At 61.3% G+C, this 19,708-nt stretch carries 18 protein-coding genes and 1 pseudogene; 8 read left to right on the forward strand and 11 right to left on the reverse strand.

All coding sequences use genetic code 11. The annotated features are described in order from the left end of the window. The first annotated feature begins 107 nt into the window (after positions 1 to 107). The 4 genes from EV561_RS28005 (at position 108) to EV561_RS28020 (ending at position 2,556) form a co-directional block, all read left to right on the forward strand. Positions 108 to 746, forward strand: a complete 639-nt coding sequence (locus EV561_RS28005; protein WP_132526649.1) for a 2-dehydro-3-deoxy-phosphogluconate aldolase — start codon at positions 108 to 110, stop codon at positions 744 to 746. 127 nt (positions 747 to 873) lie between these two features. Further along, complete coding sequence (locus EV561_RS28010; RefSeq protein WP_132526651.1) at positions 874 to 1,575, forward strand: tellurite resistance TerB family protein; 702 nt, start codon at positions 874 to 876, stop codon at positions 1,573 to 1,575. A 79-nt stretch (positions 1,576 to 1,654) separates the two neighbouring features. Beyond that, entirely contained in the window at positions 1,655 to 2,353 is a 699-nt protein-coding gene (locus EV561_RS28015) for a GNAT family protein (RefSeq protein WP_132526653.1), read from the forward strand. Beyond that, positions 2,350 to 2,556, forward strand: a complete 207-nt coding sequence (locus tag EV561_RS28020; RefSeq protein ID WP_132526655.1) for a hypothetical protein — start codon at positions 2,350 to 2,352, stop codon at positions 2,554 to 2,556. The genes EV561_RS28015 and EV561_RS28020 overlap by 4 nt, the downstream gene beginning before the upstream one ends. A gap of 22 nt (positions 2,557 to 2,578) precedes the next feature. On the opposite strand, the gene EV561_RS28025 is transcribed toward EV561_RS28020, so the two are convergent. The 3 genes from EV561_RS28025 to EV561_RS28035 form a co-directional block, all read right to left on the reverse strand. Next, a complete protein-coding gene (locus tag EV561_RS28025) occupies positions 2,579 to 3,688 on the reverse strand; it encodes a nickel/cobalt transporter (protein ID WP_132526657.1) in 1,110 nt (369 codons plus the stop codon). Then, the gene (locus EV561_RS28030) at positions 3,682 to 4,326 is read right to left on the reverse strand and encodes a DUF1007 family protein (RefSeq protein ID WP_132526659.1); all 645 of its coding nucleotides are present in this window, start codon (positions 4,324 to 4,326) and stop codon (positions 3,682 to 3,684) included. The genes EV561_RS28025 and EV561_RS28030 overlap by 7 nt, the downstream gene beginning before the upstream one ends. A 117-nt stretch (positions 4,327 to 4,443) precedes the next feature. Beyond that, the gene (locus EV561_RS28035) at positions 4,444 to 5,337 is read right to left on the reverse strand and encodes a LysR family transcriptional regulator (protein ID WP_132526661.1); all 894 of its coding nucleotides are present in this window, start codon (positions 5,335 to 5,337) and stop codon (positions 4,444 to 4,446) included. A gap of 532 nt (positions 5,338 to 5,869) precedes the next feature. Here EV561_RS28035 and odc2 point away from each other — a divergent pair. After that, positions 5,870 to 7,003, forward strand: a complete 1,134-nt coding sequence (odc2, locus tag EV561_RS28040; RefSeq protein ID WP_132526663.1) for an ornithine/lysine decarboxylase — start codon at positions 5,870 to 5,872, stop codon at positions 7,001 to 7,003. 97 nt (positions 7,004 to 7,100) lie between these two features. After that, positions 7,101 to 7,691, forward strand: a complete 591-nt coding sequence (locus EV561_RS28045; RefSeq protein WP_132526665.1) for an N-acetyltransferase — start codon at positions 7,101 to 7,103, stop codon at positions 7,689 to 7,691. Between the two features lie 70 nt (positions 7,692 to 7,761). On the opposite strand, the gene EV561_RS28050 is transcribed toward EV561_RS28045, so the two are convergent. After that, entirely contained in the window at positions 7,762 to 8,502 is a 741-nt protein-coding gene (locus EV561_RS28050; RefSeq protein WP_132526667.1) for an SDR family oxidoreductase, read from the reverse strand. A gap of 458 nt (positions 8,503 to 8,960) precedes the next feature. Between EV561_RS28050 and EV561_RS28055 the strand changes: the two are divergent. After that, positions 8,961 to 10,194 (forward strand): annotated as a pseudogene (locus EV561_RS28055) (MFS transporter). 178 nt (positions 10,195 to 10,372) lie between these two features. On the opposite strand, the gene EV561_RS28060 reads toward EV561_RS28055, so the two are convergent. From EV561_RS28060 to EV561_RS28070, 3 genes are all read right to left on the reverse strand, one after another. Continuing rightward, complete coding sequence (locus tag EV561_RS28060) at positions 10,373 to 11,755, reverse strand: cytochrome c peroxidase (protein ID WP_132526669.1); 1,383 nt, start codon at positions 11,753 to 11,755, stop codon at positions 10,373 to 10,375. A 20-nt stretch (positions 11,756 to 11,775) separates the two neighbouring features. Continuing rightward, a complete protein-coding gene (locus EV561_RS28065) occupies positions 11,776 to 13,428 on the reverse strand; it encodes an alkaline phosphatase family protein (protein ID WP_132526671.1) in 1,653 nt (550 codons plus the stop codon). Positions 13,429 to 13,711: 283 nt separating this feature from the next. Then, the gene (locus EV561_RS28070) at positions 13,712 to 14,422 is read right to left on the reverse strand and encodes a DUF2161 family putative PD-(D/E)XK-type phosphodiesterase (protein WP_132526673.1); all 711 of its coding nucleotides are present in this window, start codon (positions 14,420 to 14,422) and stop codon (positions 13,712 to 13,714) included. A gap of 201 nt (positions 14,423 to 14,623) precedes the next feature. Here EV561_RS28070 and EV561_RS28075 point away from each other — a divergent pair, with 201 nt between their 5' ends. Further along, entirely contained in the window at positions 14,624 to 15,097 is a 474-nt protein-coding gene (locus EV561_RS28075; protein WP_132526675.1) for a VOC family protein, read from the forward strand. Positions 15,098 to 15,163: 66 nt separating this feature from the next. Here the strand turns inward: EV561_RS28075 and EV561_RS37635 are convergent, their stop codons facing one another. The 4 genes from EV561_RS37635 to EV561_RS28095 form a co-directional block, all read right to left on the reverse strand. Beyond that, positions 15,164 to 15,874, reverse strand: coding sequence for a hypothetical protein (locus EV561_RS37635; protein WP_207910604.1), 711 nt, complete (start codon positions 15,872 to 15,874; stop codon positions 15,164 to 15,166). Positions 15,875 to 16,707: 833 nt separating this feature from the next. Further along, positions 16,708 to 17,553, reverse strand: coding sequence for a serine O-acetyltransferase (gene cysE, locus EV561_RS28085; protein WP_132526677.1), 846 nt, complete (start codon positions 17,551 to 17,553; stop codon positions 16,708 to 16,710). 9 nt (positions 17,554 to 17,562) lie between these two features. Continuing rightward, positions 17,563 to 18,552, reverse strand: coding sequence for a WD40 repeat domain-containing protein (locus EV561_RS28090; protein WP_132526679.1), 990 nt, complete (start codon positions 18,550 to 18,552; stop codon positions 17,563 to 17,565). Continuing rightward, positions 18,552 to 19,658: a GTP-binding protein gene (locus tag EV561_RS28095; protein ID WP_132526681.1), complete on the reverse strand. Its 1,107-nt coding sequence runs from the start codon at positions 19,656 to 19,658 to the stop codon at positions 18,552 to 18,554. The genes EV561_RS28090 and EV561_RS28095 overlap by 1 nt, the downstream gene beginning before the upstream one ends. Positions 19,659 to 19,708: the final 50 nt, after the last annotated feature.

Below are 19,708 nucleotides of genomic sequence, written 5' to 3' on the forward strand. Positions count from 1 at the left end.
TTGGCATTTCCTACCCGATGTCTGCTGTCATCAGCTTTTGTCTCGACAAGACCGTGTGAGGGGGTTATCGAACTCTGAATTTCAATCGTTTCAGGAGCCAGCAAACCATGGGCGAGAAAACCGAAAAGCTTCTTTCCATTCTGAAATTGCAGCCGGTCGTTCCGGTTCTCATCGTGGAAGATGCCAAGTCGGCGGTGCCGCTGGCGCGCGCGCTGGTGGCCGGCGGCCTGAAGGCCATCGAGATCACGCTGCGCACTGCTGGAGCGCTCGATGCCGTGCGCGCCGTTGCCGACGAAGTCGAAGGTGCCGAAGTCGGCGCCGGCACGATCCTCAATGCAGCCCAGTGGGAAGCGGCTGTCGAGGCAGGCTCCAAGTTCATCGTCAGCCCCGGCACGACGCAGGAACTGCTGGACGTCGCGCGCGATTCGCATGTGCCGCTGCTTCCGGGCGCTGCGACCGCCAGCGAAGTCATGGCGCTGCGCGAAGAGGGCTACAAGGTGTTGAAATTCTTCCCCGCCGAGCAGGCCGGCGGCGCTGCCTATCTCAAGGCTCTGTCCTCGCCGCTGGCAGGCACGCTGTTCTGCCCGACCGGCGGCATTTCGCTGAAGAATGCACGCGACTATCTGTCGCTGCCGAACATCATCTGCGTCGGCGGCTCCTGGGTGGCGCCGAAGGAGCTGGTTGAGGCCGGCGACTGGGCCGGCATCACCAAGCTCGCCGCCGAGGCTGCTGCGCTCAAGGCCTGAGGTTTACAGGTTTCGAAATAACAGCAAGGCGCCCATCGTTCGTGGGCGCCTTTGTTTTTAAGCGGGTTTGAATTTAACCGCTGGCCTTCCTACTTCGGATTTAGCGCAACCGATGGGAGGATGACGAATGATCGATGCTCGCAAGCTTCTGGACCAGTTTCTCGGAGCCCAGGTGCCCGGCATGCAGGGGACCGTGCGCGACAAGGCCACCGAGGCCGTCAATCTGGCACGGGACAATCCGCTTGCCACAAGCGCCATTGCCGGCGTGCTCCTTGGCACCAAGACCGGCAGGAGTATTGCGACCAATGCATTGACGCTGGGCGGGCTCGCAGCCATCGCCGGCCTCGGCTATCAGGCATACAGGAATTACAAAGCCGGCGAAGAACCGCAATCGCAGCCGGAAACGCAAAAGCAGCCGCAACTCCTGCCCCCGCCCTCCGATTCCGGGTTCAGCACCACGCCCGCCATTGCGAGCAATGATTTTGCCCTGACGCTGGTGCGCGCGATGATCGCTGCGGCGCGGGCAGACGGTCATATCGATGAAGCCGAGCGCCGGCAGATCCTCGGCAAGATCGGGCAGGCAGGACTTGGGGCCGAGGCGGAGGCCTTCATCGGCCGGGAGCTCGCCAATCCGGTCGATATCGATGCCATTGTCGCGGCGGCCACGACGGAGGAGCAGCGTGTCGAGATCTACACCGCCTCCCGACTGGCTATCGAGCCTGATACGCGGGCGGAGCGCGGCTATCTCGATCTTCTCGCCGGACGTCTCGGCCTTGCCGATGCCCTGGTCGATCATATCGATGCGACAGTGACGACGGCGAAAGCCTGATTGTCATCGTGACGTTGAGGCTGGTTGCCTTTCCCGGGCGGCTGGCCTAATCCAATTCTCCAGACATTGGGGGAACGCGATGCGCGATCTAGCAAATTTCAAGGGATGCCCTGCTCCGCAGCCGGTGACGCTGAAGGGCCGTTACGTCACGATCGAGCCCTACGACAGCGAGAAGCACCTTGCGGGTCTCTGGGAGGCGCTGGGTGGTGCTGCCGAGATCAATTCGCTGCTCAAATATTTCCCCAATGAAGACTATGCGACTGCCGAAGAGCTGGATCAATGGCTGCAGAAGGCAAGGGTCGCTTCCAGTTTCGTGACGCTTGTCTTCCGCGACAATGCCAGCGGCAAGATCGTCGGCATGGCGAGCTACATGCGCCCGGATCCGAAGAACGGCGTCGTCGAAGTGGGCTCGGTGGCGCACGGACCCGCGATGAAGCGCTCGCCGCTTTCGACGGAAGTGCACCACCTGATGGCCAAGCACGTCTTCGAAGATCTCGGCTACCGGCGCTACGAGTGGAAATGCCACAACGAGAACGAGCCGAGCAAGACGACGGCGCGGCGCTACGGCTTCACCTTCGAGGGCGTGTTCCGGCAGCATGTGATTTCTCGCGGCGCCAACCGCGATACCGCGTGGTTCTCGATGATCGACAGTGAATGGCCGCTGCTGAATGCAGCCTTCGAAGCCTGGCTTTCGCCCGACAATTTTGATGGCGAGGGTCGGCAGAAGCTGCGCCTGGAAGACATTCGTGCCGAGTTGGCGAAGGATTTCGTCTCTTGACCGGAAGCAGCAACCGTTCGTCGGCGATAGCCGCCGCCATCATTCTGCTTGTCGCCGGGGCCGTGCTCTACCTGATGCCGACGATCGTTCTGTCTCTCGGCGAGATTTCGCCCTGGCTCGCGGCGGGAGCCGGCATCTGCATCATCCTTGCCTTCTTCCTGGTGTTCTGGCTGCGCGCCCAGTATCAGCGGCGCCACCGGTAACGGCCAGGATCCGGTCTCAAGACTAGGTTTGGAGCGACGCGCCGAGCAGAAGGACGCCGGTCGCGATAACGAGCAGCGCGCCCAGTATCTCGATCGCATTTCCGACCCAAGTGGCGAGCATCGACCCGGGTCCGGCAAGCCGCATCGCCGTGCCCTTGGTGGCAACCGCAAAGATCGCCAGCAACGAAACGGTCAGCGCCGTGCCGACGGACATGGCGATGACGGAAAGAATGCCGCCGAGCATCAGGCTGTTCAGCATCGAGAAGGTCATGACGAGCAGCGCGCCGGAGCAGGGGCGCAGGCCGACTGTCACGATCGCCGACCATGCTTCGCGAACGCTGAAATTCTCACCCTTCAGCAGGGACGGATCGGGAAGATGCATGCGGCCGCAGGTGGCGCATATCTCGTCCGCTGACGCGCCATGCTCTGGCGCGTCGCAGACATATTGCGTGCTGGACTGGGCGGTCGCGCTTGCGCGGAACATCTGATTGCTGCGGCGTGTGTCCGGCGCTCCGTCGAACAGCGATAGGCTCACCGGTCCTGCCGATGTTGCGAACTGCACCGATTCGCGGCGCGGTGCTTCACGGATCATCGAGCGGAGCTTGCGATAGAGCAGCCAGCCACCAAAGAGGATCACCATGACGAAACTGGTGATTTCCATCGTGTTGGTCGCCTGCGTCATGGTGATGCCGGAGCCGCGCAGCACGAAATAGGCTGCGGCGACCACCAGCACGGCGACCAGCCCCTGCAGGAAAGCAGAGATGAACGAGATCACGATGCCGCGCTTCAGCTCGATCTCGTTTGCCACCATGTAGGACGAGATGACCGCCTTGCCGTGGCCGGGGCCGGCGGCATGAAAGATGCCGTAGGCGAAGGAGAGGCCGATCAGCGTCCAGAGTTCCCTGGGGTCACGGCGCATGCCCTCGATCGAAAGGGTCAGGGCGCGGTAGAAGGCCTGCTGTTCGTAATTGATGTAGAGGAAGATCGGGGCGAGGGGGCCGCCGATAGGCTGGAAGCTGGGTTCCGCCGTGCCGATACCCAACGGCGAACCCGTGGCATGCGCAAGGCTGCAGGCCGCAAGCAGGGCAACGATCGCTGATGGCAGCAAGGCCGCATGACGACGTTTCAGCATTGAAGATCGATCCGTGTTGCAAAGAGCTTCGACATGGTCGTCCCGGTCGGGTCGTTGAAGAAGGCATCCGTCAGCGATGTCTTGTTTTCGGCGATCACCTGATCCGGGTCAGGCCGCACCACCTTCTGCGTGCAGCCCTTGAAGGCATCGCCTATCGTCACAAGATCGCCGTCGGTCGGGAAATCGATGGATGTATAGAGGGTCGGGTCGTAAATGCCGAAGGAAAGGCGGTTGCCCTTCATCGACATGGTCTCCGCCGGCTTGACCGCGAAGAACATCAGAAGCTGGCCGTCCTTATAGTCGACATTGATGACATCGGGCTTGTTCACCTTGATGACCTTCCCGTTGACCGACATGTTGACGTAGTAATCGTAGTCGACCAGCGAATCGCGGACGGTCTTGCCGACTTCCTTCAACTCATCGGGGTCGAGCTTCAAATTGGTGTTCTTGTCGAAGTCCATCAGCACGGACGAGGAGAAGACCTCGTCGAATCGCCAGACGTTGCGCAGCTCCTTGATCGTGCCATCAGGACTGGCCGCGACCTCAAGCCGGGCCTCCACGAAAATATGCGGATGGGCGAACGCAGCAGCGGGCGCGAGGCAGAGGCTTCCGGCCAGGATGAGGGTGGATTTTTTCATGCGAACCATATGCACCGCCAGCCTTGAATCGACCCGTTTTTTGGGCGGGAAATGAGACAGAATTGGGACCGTTTGCTGCGATGCACCCGGAAGGGCGCAGCAAGGCGAGACATCAATTCAACTCTGCTTGCGGAACCAGTTATACAGGTAGTCGACGAAGATGCGCACCTTGGCCGGCAGATAGCGCCGGTGAGGATAGACGGCGTAGATGCCGCGATCGGTCGGGATATAGTCGTTGAAGAGGGTGAGCAGCGCGCCGCTTTCGATCTCCTTGCGGCCGATGAAATCGGGGACCATGGCAACGCCGATGCCCGCGAGAGCTGCCCTGAGCGTTGCATGCGGGCTGTTGACCTCGATCGGACCGCTGATCGTAACATTGAAGGAGCTGCTGTCCGGATTGTAGAATCGGATGCTGTTCTGTGACCTGTTGTTGGTGTCGATGATGAAGGGCACATTCGCCAGATCGTTCGGATGAACGAGGTTCGGATAGCGCTCGAGAAATTCCTTGGTCACGCAGACGTGTGTGCGGAAATCGGAGATTTTTCGCGCGATCATGCCCGAGTCCTCCAGCTTGGTGACGCGGATCGCGACATCGAAGCCTTCCTCGATCAGATCGACGAAGCGGTCGTCGGCGGAGATTTCGAGCGCAAGGTTCGGGTTCTCTTTCGCGAAGTCTATCAGTGATTGCCCGACATCGGCGTCGACGAAGGTGCGGGGCACCGAGATTCGCAAGCGACCCTTGAGCTGCTGGTTGCTCTCGCGCACGAGGTCGGCGAGGTTGTCGATCTCCTTCAAAATGTCGGAAGCCGTGCGGAAATAGGTGTGCCCTGCCTCAGTCAGCGAAAACTGCCGAGTGGTGCGGTTGAGGAGGAGAGCACCGAGTTCGTCCTCCAGCTCACGGACATATTTGGAGAGCAGGGCCTTCGACCGGCCGGTCTTGCGTGCCGCTGCGGAAAAGCCCTCCGCTTCCACCACGTCGATAAAGGCGCGAATGCGCGTCAGGGTGTCCATGAAGTGCCTCTCCGTATCTGTTTCTGAATATTGAACAAAACGGCGAAATTTGTTCAATTTATTTTTTGAGGCTTCGATCAAAAAACTTCTTGATTATGACGGCGAATATTCTTATCTCCCGCTTAGCCCAAAGTCGCACGTGCCCATGGGTGTCCGCCGAACCCTCGAATTGGTGAGGAAATCGGTAAGGTACCTGGAATTAACCCCTCCAGTCGCTATTCCGGCCAACCGGAAAATGCGAGGACGCCTGAAGCAACGACGGTGCGGGCCTTTTTGTTCTCTCCCTGCTTTCCATCAGCGGGGGTTACTGAAGAGGCACACCTTCATTGCCGGAAGTGCGGCAGGGATATTCCCTCCAATCCATGGCAGACAAAGCCGAACCTATACCGCTTTCGCGGCGTTGGTTCATCATCTGCGCATCGAGCGCTGCTAGGGATCCGGGGTCTCCACCGGCTGGTTCCTGAGCGGTTCTCGTATGCCCTTTGTCCTCCGGTTTTTTACCGGAGCTCTGGAATTGGAAGAGGGAATTGATATGACCACTCAGCGCATCCGCGACTTTCTCGCAACCCGACGCCCCGACGGTCCCTGCCTCGTGGTTGACCTCGACGTAATCCGCGACAATTTCCATGCTTTCCGTCACGCAATGCCGGACAGCGCGATCTACTACGCGGTCAAGGCAAACCCGGCTCCTGAGGTCCTGAAGCTGCTCGCCAGCATGGGCTCCAATTTCGATTGCGCGTCCGTCGCTGAAATCGAAATGGCGCTCGAAGCCGGTGCGACCGCTGCTCGTATCTCCTTCGGCAACACGATCAAGAAGGAACGCGACATCGCCCGCGCCCATGCGCACGGTGTCAGCCTCTTTGCGGTCGACAGCCACGAGGAAGTCGAGAAGATCGCCCGTGCCGCTCCCGGCGCCCGCGTTTTCTGCCGCGTGCTTACGGATGGCGAAGGTGCCGAATGGCCGCTGTCGCGCAAGTTCGGCTGCGTGCCGCAGATGGCCGTCGACGTTCTCGTCTACGCTCATCAGCTCGGCCTGCAGTCCTACGGCGTCTCGTTCCATGTCGGTTCGCAGATGACCAAGGTCGACGCCTGGGATTCGGCTCTTGCTGATGCCAAGCGCGTCTTCGTTCAGCTGGCCAAGCAGGGCATCCACCTGCAGATGGTCAACATGGGCGGCGGCTTCCCGACCAAGTATCTGCGCGACGTTCCGTCCGCCGAAGCCTACGGCAAGTCGATCTATGCTGCTCTGCGCGCCCATTTCGGCAACCAGATCCCGCAGACGATCATCGAGCCGGGCCGAGGCATGGTCGGCAATGCAGGCGTGATCAAGGCTGAAGTCGTCCTGATCTCGAAGAAGTCGGACAATGACGATGCTCGCTGGGTCTTCCTCGACATCGGCAAGTTCGGCGGCCTGGCAGAAACCATGGACGAAGCCATCCGTTACCCGATCCGCACCGCGCGCGACGGCGACGAGATGGAGCCCTGCGTCATCGCCGGTCCGACCTGCGATTCTGCCGACGTGCTCTACGAAAAGAATCTCTATCCGCTGCCGCTCACGCTTACGATCGGCGACGAAGTTCTGATCGAAGGCACCGGCGCCTATACGACGACCTACTCGGCTGTCGCTTTCAACGGTTTCGATCCGCTGAAGGCGTACATCATCTAACAAGGTCGCTCTCGCCAGCCCCGGAACCAACCGGGGCGGCAACCTCACAATTTTCCTTCATCACCGCTCATAACGGTATTGGGTACGGGAGGCCAAAATGGCCGCTGTTCTTGATTCTGTACGCGCATTCTTTGCGCCCTCCACATTCACCATCGACCTGGAAAACTCCAGCGACGTTGTTGCTCGCGAAAACCTGCTCGACCACGCCATGGGCGCTGGCCGCACCAAGAAGTCGTCGGAAAAGCTCCGTCGCAATCGTGTTCCGGCCGAGGGCCTCGCTCTCGTCGCACGCGACCGCAATGGCCATGTCATCGGCACGGTGCGCCTTTGGAACGTGGAAGCCGGCGTCGATCACGACACCCAGCCGGTCGATGCGCTGCTGCTTGGCCCGCTTGCGGTCGATCCGGCCCATGAAGGAAAAGGTATCGGCTCCGCGCTGATGCGGGCCGCAATTCTCGAGGCGAAGAAGCGCGATCATGGTGCGATCCTCCTCGTCGGCGATGCGTCTTACTATGAGCGCTTCGGCTTCTTTGCCGAAAAGGCCAAGCATCTCGTCATGCCCGGCCCGTTCGAACGTCATCGCTTCCTGGCGCTTGAGCTTAAGGATGGCTGGCTCCAAGGAGCCGTCGGACTGCTCGTTGCCAGCGGCCGCCAACTCGTGCGGCCTCCGGTCCGCGGGGCGGCGTGACCGGCCGGCTGCTCCCTTTGCGCAAAAGGGGAGCAGCCGTTTTTGGGTTTCTGGCTCTATAATAGCGTGATCAGAATTCCTGGACCGTGGGGCGCAGGACGATTTCGTTGATATCGACATCGGCCGGCTGCTCGATCGCGTAAGCGATCGCCCGCGCGACCGCATTCGCCGGGATCGCGATCTTGTAAAAATCCTGAACCGTCGACGCTGCTGTGCCTGTGGTGGAGAATTTGAGGTCGCTTTCGACCGCACCCGGCTCGATCGACGTGACGCGCACCTTGCCCCCGACTTCCTGGCGCAATCCCTCGGAGATCGCCCGCACGGCGAATTTGGTGCCGGAATAGACCGTGCCGCCCGGCGCGAACACCTTGACCCCGGCAACCGAACTCAGATTGATGATATGGCCGCTTTCCTTCTCCAGGAATATCGGCAGGACGGCGGCAATCCCATACAAGGTGCCCTTGATATTGACGTCGATCATCGCATCCCACTCGTCGGTATTCACTTCCGCCATCGGGCGGATCGGCATCAGGCCGGCATTGTTGATCAGGACGTCAAGCTTGCCGAAGCCAGCGATGACAGCGTCGACGACGGCCTTGACCTCTTTCTTGTCGACCACGTCGAGCTGATAGGCTCGCGCCTCGCCGCCCGCCTTGGCGATTTCGGCAACCACTTCATCGAGCTTTTCCTTGCGCCTGCCCGCCACGGCGACGCGTGCGCCCCTGGCGGCCAGATGGCGAGCCGTCTCGGCCCCGAGGCCAGTTCCGCCACCGGTGATGAGGACAACCTTGCTCTGAATTCCTTCGCTCATATTGCATCTCCTTTAAGTTGTTGCTTATGCGGATGATGGTTTTATGCGAGTGATGGTCGGGGCCTATCGGCCGATCTCAGTGGGATTGCGTACGAGGCAGCGCATTCGGCGAGATCGTTTATCCTGGTGAAAACAGCTCCTGAATGCGGCGCCTCACGATGCGCCGCTCTGGCCGCATTGTCCATGCAGGTTCGCCGGGAACGAAATGACCGCGATCGATCCGATCTTGCCAGATATCCCGGCCTGCGGGCTGCCGGCGACCTAACGCAGCCGGAACCTTTTGGCCGCCCCATGCATTTAGACCACGCTGCTTTTTAATTCTCGCCCCACCTGCCGTTTCTTCCCTTCAAGGACATGCATCGCGGGACACGAAGGAGCCCGGCTGCCTGCCGGTCTGTTCATTTCGGCGACTTCCGGATATTGCCCGTCAAGCCGCCGGCCTCGGAATGGAGTTTCTGATGTTCGCGCTCGACGACATTCGTTCCCTGACGCCTCAACAACGCAATACTGTCCTCGCAAGCTTCCTCGGCTGGACGCTCGACGCCTTCGATTTCTTCATCCTGGTCTTCATTCTGAAGGCGATTGCCGAAGAGTTTCACACCGACGTTACCGCTGTTTCCACGGCGATCTTCCTGACCCTTGCCATGCGCCCGATCGGCGCGCTCATCTTTGGCCTCTCGGCCGACAGGTACGGACGGCGTGTGACGCTGATGGTCAACGTGCTCCTCTATTCGCTGTTTGAGTTTCTCTCGGGCTTTTCCACCAGCCTGACGATGCTGATCGTGCTTCGTGTGCTCTACGGTATTGCGATGGGCGGCGAGTGGGGTGTCGGCGCGTCGCTGGCGCTGGAAAGCATTCCCGATCGCACGCGCGGCATTGTCTCCGGCGTTCTGCAGGCGGGCTATCCCTGCGGCTATCTGCTCGCCTCGCTGGTCTACTTCTTCCTATTTCCGGTCATCGGGTGGCGCGGCATGTTCATGATCGGTGTCTTGCCGGCGCTGCTGGTGTTTTACATCCGCCGCAGCGTCGTCCTTCCTTGCCAACCAGCATCGCAAGCGCCAGCCCTTCTTCTCAGTGGTGAAGGATAATCTGCCGCTGTTCATCTGGGCGGTGATCCTGATGACGGCCTTCAATTTCTTCAGCCACGGCACGCAGGACATCTATCCGACCTTCCTGCAGACGCAGCGTGCCTATTCGACCCATACGGTCGGTGCCATCGCCATTGTCTATAATATCGGCGCGATCATCGGCGGCCTGTTCTTCGGCAGCCTGTCGCAGCGGATCGGGCGGCGCAGGGCGATCGTGATTGCGTCATTGATCGCCATCCCGATCGCACCCCTCTGGGCCTATGGTTCCGGCCCGGTGATGCTCGCGATCGGTGCCTTCCTCATGCAGTTCTTCGTCCAGGGCGCCTGGGGCGTCGTGCCGGCTCACCTCAACGAGCTCTCCCCCGACGAGGTGCGCGGCACCTTCCCCGGCGTGGCCTATCAGCTCGGAAACCTTCTGGCCTCAGGCAATGCGACGATGCAGGCAGGGCTCGCCGCCCACTGGAACGGAGACTATGCCTTCGCGCTTGTTCTCGTCGCCGTCATCGTTGCCGCTGCGGTCGCACTGCTTGCCGGCTTCGGCTACGAGCGGAAAGATGTGAGCTTCGAGCTTCCGATCGATCGGGACGCCGTGCGCTCTTCGTGACGCCGCACGCAACCGATCGAGCGCCGGGCCGGGAGGAGCGGCCATGGCAAACTGGCCGCGATCCCCACCTGGTGAGGATCGCGGTTTGTTTTTTTGGAGTCGACGTACAAGTGTGGATGGGGAGCAGGCGGATGCCTCTTGCGTCTTCTCCCCAAGAGGAGAACGGGAGCTTCGCCCCTCACTTCGCGGCCTTCTGCGTTTCTTTGGACGGGTCGTAGCCGTCCGTCAGCGTCTTCAGGAACGTGACGACATCAGCGATTTCCGCGTCGTTCAGCGCCGGTTGCTGGCCAGGCTTGCGGTTCATCGGCGCGTCGATCACGTCCATATTGGCCTGATATTGCGGCGGCACGTCATTGTATTTCTGCACTTGCCCGTCCGAGCTCTTGGGATAGATGGTCTCGGGATTGGTGTCGCGCTTGACGTAGAAGCGCACGACGTCTTCCAGATTGTTGTAGACGCCGTTGTGGAAGAAGACGTGGCGGGTCGCGACATTGCGCAGGGTCGGCGTCTTGAAGAGACCGCAATTGGCGGTCTGGGCGGAATAGCTGTCGTTGCGCAGCGGGCCGCAGATGCCGAGGTCGAAGTAATGCGCATCAGCATTGGCCGGGATCGCCGCATTGCGCGGCACCCCGAGGCCTTCGAATTCGAAGTCGGTGAAGTCAGGCATCTCGGTGCCGACCATCTGGTCGAGGTGGCAGGAACTGCAATTGCCCTTGTTCGGGTCCTCGAACAGTTTCAAACCACGCATCTCGGCATCGGATAATTGGACCTGGCCGCGCAGATAGGCGTCATATTTGCTGGAATAGGGGTGGAAGGACGTCTCTTCGATCTGGTAGCGGGCGAGCGCAAAGCCGGCCTCCGAGATCGCCATGTCGTGGTCGTCGAGCACATTCTTGCCGAAGAGTGCCTCGATCTGCTTGCCATAGCCCGCCTTCAGCTTGGCATAAACGGCATTCTCGTCGGTATTGGCCATTTCGAAGGGCGAGATCATCGGCTGCAGGGCCTGATCTTCCAGCGAATCGACGCGGCCGTCCCAGAACATGCCGCCTTGGGGCACCACGTCAGGGGCGTTGGAGTCAGCCTTGACAACGGCCTGACCGGTCATCGGGCCGGCGACGATTGCCGGGGCGTTTGCCAGCGAAACGCCTGACGCCTCCTGCATCGGGGCGGCCTCGGCAGCCTCGTCGGCGGCACTTTCGGCGCCGACGGAGAAGGAAGGCGTCGTCATCTTGTAGGCGAGGCTGGGCGTCGCGCGCAGGCCGGGCTTGTCGAGATTGGGGCCGCCCATCTGGACGGGGAGCGCATTTGATGGCGCGTAGTGATTGGCCGGATCGTGGCAGGTGGCGCAGGACATCTGGCCGTTGCCCGATAGGGCGTGGTCATAGAACATCGCCTTGCCGAGCTGCGCGACGGCGCTCAGCGTACCCTCGTTTGGATAGTCGGCGGCAGTGGTTGCCACCGGCTTCAGTTCTTCGCTCGCCATGCCGATCGTCGCACCGACCAGCGAAACGCCGGCGAGCGCCAGCAGGGGAAGGAGACGGCGGTTGAGTTTGACGATCATCGTCCTTCCCCCTCTTTGGCTCAGGCGCCCGGCTTGCCGGTCTTCGGATCGAGAACTAGCTTCTGCGTATCGCCCTTCGACCAGTCGAACATGTTGTTCAGCGTGCCCGAGATGGCGTCGAAGGAGCCGCCGCCGAGGCGCTGGCCGCCAAGCCAGTTGTCTTCGATGAAGCGATCGACGGAGGTCTGGTCGGTCAGGGTGTGGTCGACATAGTTGACCTTGGAGTAGGGCGAGACGACGAGCAGCGGCTGGCGCGTGCCGTAGCCGCAACGGCCCTGTGCCGGAGCGCCCGTGACGCCCGGAAGCGGAGTGCCGGTGCCGCAGGCATCGCCGTTCAGCACGTCATAACCCTTGACGCCGAGCTTGGACGGATTGACGACAGCGTGAGCGTGGTCATACCAGCCGTCGGAGTCGTCGTAGAGGATAACAACAGCGGTGTCCTTCCATTCCGGAGCGTCGGAGACGGCATTGACGACCTCAGTCACGAATTCCTGCTCGTCGAGCGGGTCGGAATAGCCGGCATGGCCATCCTGATAGGCCGGGGCCTTCATGAAGCTGACGGCGGGCATATTGCCGTTCTTCAGCGCGGCAAAGAAGTCGTTGGTGTCGTACTGGTGGTTGGCGCCGCCATCATTGCTGGTGCCGATTGCAGCGACCGAGGACGGACGCACGTGCAGCGGGTTCGCAGTCGAGGCGTAGTACTGGAACGGCTGGTGGTGCGGGATGTAGTCGGCGCTGTTGACCTTTGTCACGTCGGAGGTCGAGGCGCGCTTGCAGCCCGTGGTGCCGTCGGCATTCTTCAGCGTCAGGTCGAAGCCGCCTTCGAAGAAGCCCCAGGTGACGTTGCGGGCGTTCAGGAGGTCGCCGATGTTCTTGCCGTACATCAGCGCGGTCTGCCCGGCGGAGCAGGCGTCGCCGGTCGGGTCGAAGTCGCTGATCGCGGTCCAGCCGCCATTGCCATCGGGCACGATGCGGCCCTTGGAATAGGTGCCGTCGGTTTCCAGCGTGTAGCCGGGCGGCAGGATGGCGCCGTTGGTCTGGCCGGAGATCAGATTCAGCGCGCCGGGCGTCGAGGGGCCGAAATTGGTCGAGAAGGAATTGTCGTTCAGCGCGAAATGCTGGGCGTAGTTCCAGAGCGCAGTGACGGTGTTGCCGTCATAGTAACCCATGACCTGGCCCTTGGTGCCGAAAGCGCCGGCAGCGCCCTTGGTGCCGTGACCGGTATTGGCCGGGAAGAGGTCCATGGCAAAGTTGTTATAGGCAGCCTGTTCGGCAGTGTAGCCGTGGTTCTGCGACTGGGTGGCAGCCTGGGTGCGATCGAGACGGAAGGGAGCGGCAGCATCGGCGCCGTTGCCCGTGTTGGTCTTGTTCGGGTTGTTGTCGACCAGGCCGGCATTGGCGAGCGTGTTGATATCGCTCGGCGTGTTTGCCGCTGCCGTGAACTCGGGTTCGCCGGCGACATTCGCAGCCTTGGGGTAGGTCGCGAAATAGTGGTCAAAGGAGACGTTTTCCTGGAAGATGACGACCAGATGCTTGATCGGGGTCGCGGTATTGGTAGCGGTCGGAGCGGCGGTGGTGGGGGCAGCGGTCTGGGCGACCGCGGCGGAACAGAGCGAAATCAGGGTGAGGGCGCTGCCGGCGGCGAGTGCTGCACGACGTGAAATTCCAGCCATATCAATATTCCTCTTCGAGTGATCGTCATCGCCCGGCAGGGAGAAAGTCGCTTGGGCAGCCGAGGCGGAAGGAAACAATGACCGGCTAGCAACGGTATATGACAGTTCCGTGAACGTCTGTTTTGCTGCGCACAAACTTGATTATTTTCAACAAGTTATACGTTGCTGATGTTATTGCCGTATTAGTATCCGGTGCCGCCGCGCCTTCCAAAATGGGCTCAGGCGTGCTTCAAAATGCCGCGCTACGAGGGCGATTTACCGAGGAAATATTCCGCAGCCAGCGCTACTCGGCCGCTTCGGCCAAATGAGGGGCGAGGGCCTCCTGCGGGGCAGGGGTCGCAAGGCTTTCCTGTGGCCAGCGTTGCAGGGCGGCGATCCCTGCTTCGGTCAGGGCATAGACACCCTTCTCGACGCGCTCGAACCAGCCATAGACATTGCCGAGCATGATCTTCCCTGCATCCGGGGCCACTGGCTTAATATCCTTTGGCCGCAGTGGACCTTGGCTCAGAGCCGCGGCACAGGCGAGCGCCTGCTGCCGGTAGGCGGTCATGACCGGAACCTTCGTGCTGCCGCCCAAAGCCGGGTCGCCGCGCCGGCGCTTGTGTTCGTTCACCAGTCGTGTGCGGCGCTTGATGTTCTTGCGCGGCAGGATCGAGCAGGGGCTGACGATGATTGAGACATCGCCGGCATCGGAAACGCCGAGCATGCCGAGGCCGAGGCGCCGGCAGAGATCGCGAAAACGTTTGTCGCTCTCGCGGCCCTTGCCTTTGGCTGACATGCGGGCTGCGATCCACACCTCGTCGCTTGCGGCTGCGCGATCGACCGCCTGCAGCAGCAGTTCGAGATTGAAGCTGAGCTTGAGTTCGCAGACGACCAGCAGCGGCGGCTCGCCCTCGCTCAAGCCGACGATGTCGCAGCCGCCGATCTCGCCCTTGACCACGTAGCCGGCGCTTTCCAGGAATTGTTTGACCGGCAGATAGAGCGACGTTTCCATGATGTCCCGAGACCTATGGGCGCGGAATTGGGCGCCCCATCGGCGGATAATGGCCGATTCGGGTTATTTTTCCGACATCGGTTTGCGGAAGGCATGTTCCTCAATCGCGCGGTACCTGAAATGGCAGATAGAGACTGGAGAAAGAGGACATGCCCTCTAGGTCAGGGAGGATGCGGAAATGAAGAGCGAAAGGATCATGCAATGGCAAAGAACACGATCTGCGTGTGGTACGACAGGGATGCCGAAGCTGCCGCCCGCTTTTACGCGGAGACTTTTCCCGACAGCGCGGTGGGCGCCGTCATTCGCGCACCGGGCGATTATCCTGATGGCAAGCAGGGAGATGTGCTGGTTGTCGAATTCACCGTTGCCGGCATTCCTTGCATCGGCCTCAACGGCGGTCCCGTGTTCAAGCACAACGAAGCCTTCTCCTTTCAGATCTCAACCGAGGATCAGGAAGAGACCGACCGCTACTGGAACGCCATTGTCGGCAACGGCGGCCAGGAAAGCGACTGCGGCTGGTGCAAGGACAGGTGGGGCGTATCGTGGCAGATCACGCCGCGCGTCCTGATGGAAGCGATCGCGGCGGGCGGCGCTGAGGCCAAGCGCGCCTTCGACGCGATGATGAAGATGCAGAAGATCGACGTCGCGGCAATCGAAGCGGCGCGTCGCGGCTGAAAGCTCCCGCCTCGCGGGCAGGAGCGTTCCTGCCCCGGAATGCGTCGGCCCGCGCGCCGGCCTTGCTCAATAGCAGGGCGGATAGGGGTAGTATCCGCAGTGATACGGCGGGCGGTGGTAATAGTAGGGCTCGCCATAGGGAGGGTAGTAATAAGGGGGCGGTGCGTAGGCCGGGGCCGCATAGACGGGCGCCCCTGCGACTGCTGCAGCCGCTCCAAGACCGAGGGCGGCGCCCGTTGCTAGGCCGACGCCATACCAGGCACCGTGACCATGCCAGTGGTCAATGAACAGTGCCGCCGGGCCACTTTTGCCGGCGATGCTACCTTCGAGGACCGCGACATCGAATGTCAAATTCGTGCCTTCGAGCTTCGGCGACTTCAATGTGACGACGGCATCGGCGACATCGGAACTGTCACTGCCGAGAACAGAGATCGTTGCATTTGGCGGATCCTTCGAAAGACTGTCGGGACCCTCGTTCCACGCCTTCACGAGTTCCGCGGTCGTGACATGGCCGGCGGCCCTCACTGGACGATCGGCAAAGACGATCGAATTGTTCGAAACACCTGTCAGCGTGAGCTTGTCACCCTCCAGCGTTGCGCCATCCGAATTGATCACGGCGAGCGAAGAGACGGAATCGGATTCCTTCGGCGTGGTTTGGCCGATGATCTTCTTAGGCATCGGATTGTCCGCCTCGGGACCTTCCTGAGCAGTGGCAATGCCGGCCGCAAGGCCGATGCCGGCGGCCAGGAGCAAGGCTAGAACGGAATTGGATTGCACTGGACTATCCTCCATGATGGAAATTCGGATTTCAGAGCAGGGCGATGCGACTGTCGCCGGACATACCGTCCGTCACGACGCGGAGATTTTCACGGCTGCGGACGCATAGGGGTTTGCACGCGACCGGCAGCCCCGGCACATCGGCCCATAAGTCGCCAATGCTTGGAAGTACGTTACGGTAAATTCCTGCGTAAATTTCTTCGGTTGATTGTGGCTGCCGCGGGAACCCCTCATCCCCCTGCCGGGACCTTCTCCCCAAGGGGAGAAGACATATGCGGCACCGACAGCACTCCTGACCTTAAGGTTTGGCAAGGCGCTGCGACTTGCCTCTTTCCCCCTGGGGAGAAGTGCCGGAGCGATAGCGAGGCGATGAGGGGCTCCCACGGAGGTCCAACACCTGTGGCAAGTTGATGCTTCGGTCAAAGGATTTTCGTGAGCAAAATCAATCCGCTATCATAAAATCGCGTGACCGATTTTCCACACTCGCCAACACCTCACCCATACTAACCCCGTCATCGAGCAAGGGGCCGGGGTCGCGAACCGGTTTTTGCGTTTCCAGTTCAGGAATTCCGGCGTTCGGTGATGGTTGCGGCGAGATGATCATGGGCTGTCAGAACCCATGATCCGGATGCCATCGTTCGGAAGGGGATGACAAGTCTCCGACCCAGATGGCACAGGACGATCGGACCGCAATCGGAGACAGGCAGCAAAGCCTGACACCTATACTACTATCTGATACCGCTGCCTGCCTCTTCCCATCAGGAGGTCAAGCCGCGGCCCGAAAACTCCCGGGCGCGGAGATTTGGCACGTCTTCGATTCAGTTATTCGGGGGTCAGATATTCTGATCCATCGTCTCGGCGGGAATTTCGTCGGCGCGATGGATGCGCACGACCGCTGCCGGAACGCCGGCAACGGTGCAGTGGGCCGGGACGGGTTTGACCACGACGCTGCCGGCGGCCACCTTGCTGAAGGCGCCGATCTCGATATTGCCGAGGATTTTCGCACCGGCGCCGATCATGACGCCGCGGCGAATCTTCGGATGGCGGTCACCGGTTTCCTTGCCTGTGCCGCCAAGCGTGACGTTCTGTAGGATAGAAACCTCGTCTTCGATGACGGCGGTTTCGCCGATCACGATGCCCGATCCATGGTCGAGCATGATTCCTGATCCGAGCGATGCCGCCGGATGGATGTCCGGGCCGAAAACCAACGAGGCGAGATTGGAAAGCCAGCTTGCCATCTCCACCCTGCCTTCGACCCACAAGGCATGGGCTATGCGGTGGGTCTGCAGGGCATGAAAGCCCTTGAGATTGAGGAAGGCATGCAGATAGGTCGTGCAGGCGGGATCGCGGGTGCGGACGGCCACCAGATCGGCCTCGGTGCCGACGATGATTTCCGGATTGCGCGTCAGCACCTCCCGAAAGAGATCGAGCAGATCGGCGCTGCCCATGCCCGCGACGGAGAGGCGCGCGGCGAGGACGCCGGCCAGCATGTCAGCACCGACCGGCGCCGTAATGATCTGTTCGCGGAGCAAGGGGCGAAGCAGGCGTTCGCGGTTGGCAAGATCGGCGGCTTCGATGCGCAATTGGTCCCAGACGAGGTCGGCAGACGCGATCTCGCCGCCGGCATGCGCCGCGATGTCGGTGTTCTCGATGCCTGCTGTCGCAGCCTCCTGTGCCATTCTCTCTCCTCAGGCCGAAATATCGATAACGCCGCAATCCCCTGCCTCGGAAGCAAAGGCGAGCTGCTTGCCGGATTTGTTCCAGCTCATCGAGGTGATCGCGCCCTTGCCGGGACGGCGCAGCAGCGCCTCCTTGCCGTCAGCAATACGGACGGCGAGAACCATGCCGTCGACGAAGCCGATGGCGAGGATATCTTCGGCCGGGTGGAATTTCACCGAAGTCGCCATGATGTTGGCGCGGGTGCCGAGTTCCAGCGGCGCCTTGCCCATCGGACCGTCCTTGCCCTGGAAAGGCCAGACGATTGCGGCCGGCGCGCCTGATGAGGCGAGCCACTTGCCCTTGGCGGACCAGGAGAGCGACTTCACCTTGGCAGGATAGCCGGTCATGCGCATGTGGCGCGCCTCGGCATTCGGCTTGGTATCCATTTTCCAGCCATGCAATGCGTTCTCCTGCATGGTCGTGACAAGGAACTGGCCGTCGGGGGAGAAGGTGACGCCGGTATGGGCGCCCTTCCATTCGAGATCGACGGGAGCTGCGCTCATGCCGACCCAATGAAGCGAGACGCCGTTATAGCGGGCAACCGCGATGCGCAGGCCCTTCGGCGCAAAGGCGAGGCCTTCAACCGTGCGCTCCTCGGCGAATTCCTTGGTCGTGCCATCGGCGAGACGAACGAAAGTGCTTTTGCTATAGGCGTAGGCGACCGCTCCCTGCGGGCCGGCGGCAAGCTGGGTGATCCATTTGCGCGGCACTTCGGCAAGCGTGGTCACCTCGCCGTCGGCCGTGGTGCGCACCACCTTGCCATCCTCGCCGCCCGAAATCAGGCTGTCGCTGTGGGGATCGCGGATGCAGCTCAGCATGCCCTTATGGGCTTCGGACACCTTCTCGCCGCCTTGCAGGCGGTGGATGGTTCCCGATGCGGCTGCGAAGAATGGGGTGTCCCTCAAAAATTCGACGGCCAGAACGTGGCCGTCGATATCAAGCGGCGCGACTGTCGGCATTAGGCAGACGCCTCGCAAGCCTTAAAGCTCTTTTCCAGCTTTTCACGGTCGAGCTCCCGGCCGATGAAGACGAGGCGGCTCTCATGCTTTTCGCCGTCCTTCCACGGGCGCTGATGGTCGCCCTCGATGATCATGTGGACGCCCTGGACGACATAGCGTTCCGGATCGTCCTTGAAGGCAATGATGCCTTTGAGGCGAAGAATGTTCGGGCCGTCCGTCTGCGTCACCTTCTGGATCCAGGGGAAGAAGCGATCCGCGTTCATCTCGCCGCCGCGCAGCGAGACCGACTGGACAGTCACGTCATGGATCGGCGACATGGCGCCATGATCGTGGTGATGGTGGTCATGATCATGGTGGTGATGGTCGTGATCATGATGATGGTGGTCATGATCGTGATGGTGGTGATCGTGATCGCAATCCGGGCCGCAGACGTGATCGTCATGCCTGGCGTCGAGGAAATGCGGATCGTTTTCCAGCGCGCGTTCCAGATTGAAGGCGCCCTGGTTCAGCACGCGGGCAAGGTCGACGCCCGAGCGGCTGGTCTTGTAGACGCGGGCGGCCGGGTTGATGGCGCGCACGACATCCTCGATCTGCGCCAGTTCTTCCGGCGAAACGAGGTCGGTCTTGTTGATGACGACGACGTCGGCAAAGGCGATCTGGTCTTCGGCCTCGCGGCTGTCCTTCAGGCGCAGCGGCAGATGCTTGGCATCGACGAGGGCGACGACGGCGTCGAGCTCGGTCTTGGTGCGGACGTCGTCATCCATGAAGAAGGTCTGGGCGACGGGAACCGGGTCGGCAAGGCCCGTCGTTTCGACGATGATGCCGTCGAAGCGGCCCGGACGGCGCATGAGGCCTTCGACGACACGAATGAGGTCGCCGCGCACGGTGCAGCAGACGCAGCCATTGTTCATTTCGTAGATTTCTTCGTCCGACTCGACGATCAAGTCGTTGTCGATGCCGATCTCGCCGAACTCGTTGACGATCACGGCGTATTTCTTGCCGTGGTTCTCAGACAGGATGCGGTTCAAAAGCGTCGTCTTGCCGGCGCCGAGATATCCGGTGAGAACGGTGACGGGGATCGGCTTTTGCGTGGCTGTTTCGGTCATGGGAGCCTCGAAATGTGGAATGTACCCAAAGGGCTGGAATTGGGGCTGGA

The organism is Rhizobium sp. BK376, assembly GCF_004341625.1.
Classification (GTDB): Bacteria; Pseudomonadota; Alphaproteobacteria; order Rhizobiales; family Rhizobiaceae; genus Rhizobium.

Coding starts and splice junctions, on each gene's coding strand:
- EV561_RS28090 (WP_132526679.1), bottom strand. CDS start 18,552: ATGCCGACAGTCGCGCCGCTTGATATCGACGGCCACGTTCTGGCCGTC.
- EV561_RS28065 (WP_132526671.1), bottom strand. CDS start 13,428: ATGGCTGGAATTTCACGTCGTGCAGCACTCGCCGCCGGCAGCGCCCTC.
- EV561_RS28095 (WP_132526681.1), bottom strand. CDS start 19,658: ATGACCGAAACAGCCACGCAAAAGCCGATCCCCGTCACCGTTCTCACC.
- EV561_RS28015 (WP_132526653.1), top strand. CDS start 1,655: ATGCGCGATCTAGCAAATTTCAAGGGATGCCCTGCTCCGCAGCCGGTG.
- EV561_RS28045 (WP_132526665.1), top strand. CDS start 7,101: ATGGCCGCTGTTCTTGATTCTGTACGCGCATTCTTTGCGCCCTCCACA.
- EV561_RS28070 (WP_132526673.1), bottom strand. CDS start 14,422: ATGGAAACGTCGCTCTATCTGCCGGTCAAACAATTCCTGGAAAGCGCC.
- EV561_RS28060 (WP_132526669.1), bottom strand. CDS start 11,755: ATGATCGTCAAACTCAACCGCCGTCTCCTTCCCCTGCTGGCGCTCGCC.
- EV561_RS28010 (WP_132526651.1), top strand. CDS start 874: ATGATCGATGCTCGCAAGCTTCTGGACCAGTTTCTCGGAGCCCAGGTG.
- cysE (WP_132526677.1), bottom strand. CDS start 17,553: ATGGCACAGGAGGCTGCGACAGCAGGCATCGAGAACACCGACATCGCG.
- EV561_RS28025 (WP_132526657.1), bottom strand. CDS start 3,688: ATGCTGAAACGTCGTCATGCGGCCTTGCTGCCATCAGCGATCGTTGCC.
- EV561_RS28005 (WP_132526649.1), top strand. CDS start 108: ATGGGCGAGAAAACCGAAAAGCTTCTTTCCATTCTGAAATTGCAGCCG.
- EV561_RS28035 (WP_132526661.1), bottom strand. CDS start 5,337: ATGGACACCCTGACGCGCATTCGCGCCTTTATCGACGTGGTGGAAGCG.
- odc2 (WP_132526663.1), top strand. CDS start 5,870: ATGACCACTCAGCGCATCCGCGACTTTCTCGCAACCCGACGCCCCGAC.
- EV561_RS28075 (WP_132526675.1), top strand. CDS start 14,624: ATGGCAAAGAACACGATCTGCGTGTGGTACGACAGGGATGCCGAAGCT.
- EV561_RS28030 (WP_132526659.1), bottom strand. CDS start 4,326: ATGAAAAAATCCACCCTCATCCTGGCCGGAAGCCTCTGCCTCGCGCCC.
- EV561_RS28050 (WP_132526667.1), bottom strand. CDS start 8,502: ATGAGCGAAGGAATTCAGAGCAAGGTTGTCCTCATCACCGGTGGCGGA.